We start from the raw sequence: 947 nt of genomic DNA on the forward strand, positions 1-947 counted from the left end.
ACCTCATCAAGCGCATCCAGCAGCTGGCGCCGGGCACGCATATCGAGAAGGTGGTCGTCAGCGAGGCTGGTGCGTCGGTGTACTCGGCCTCGGAGTTCGCCTCGAAGGAGCTGCCGGACCTGGACGTGAGCCTGCGCGGCGCGGTGTCGATCGCCCGTCGCTTGCAAGACCCGCTGGCTGAACTGGTGAAGATCGATCCGAAGAGCATCGGTGTCGGCCAGTACCAGCACGACGTGAACCAGAGCGAACTGGCGCGCACGCTGGATGCGGTGGTCGAAGACTGCGTGAACTCGGTGGGCGTGGACCTGAACACGGCTTCCGCACCGCTGCTCGCGCGCGTGTCTGGCCTGTCGAATGCGGTGGCCAACAGCATCGTGCGTTGGCGCGACGCGAATGGCGCGTTCCGCACCCGCCAGCAGCTGATGGACGTGTCGGGCCTGGGCGCGAAGACCTTTGAGCAGGCCGCGGGCTTCCTGCGCATCCGCGACGGCGACAACCCGTTGGACCTGACAGGGGTGCACCCGGAAACCTACCCGGTCGTGCAACGCATGCTCGACAAGTTGCAGCGCCCGGTGGCCGAGGTGATGGGCAAGAGCGATGTGATCCGCACGCTGAAACCCGAGGCCTTTGCCGACGAGAAGTTCGGCGCGATCACCGTCAAGGACATCCTGACCGAGCTGGAAAAGCCGGGCCGCGACCCGCGGCCGGACTTCAAGGTCGCCCGCTTCAACGACGGCGTCGAAGACATCAAGGACCTGACCGAAGGCATGGTGCTSGAAGGCACGGTCAGCAACGTGGCGCAGTTCGGCGCCTTCGTCGACCTGGGCGTGCACCAGGACGGCCTGGTCCAYGTGAGCCAGCTGTCGAACAAGTTCGTCACCGATGCGCGCGAGATCGTCAAGACAGGCGACATCGTCAAGGTGAAGGTGCTGGAGGTCGACCTGGCC

1 protein-coding gene is annotated in these 947 nt (G+C 65.5%); it reads left to right on the forward strand.

The window, feature by feature from the left end:
- Positions 1–947: helix-hairpin-helix domain-containing protein (locus AC1DYI_RS36880; RefSeq protein ID WP_477209031.1), on the forward strand; the 947-nt coding region annotated here is incomplete at both ends.

This window comes from Ideonella sp. P3_A4 (assembly GCF_056403075.1).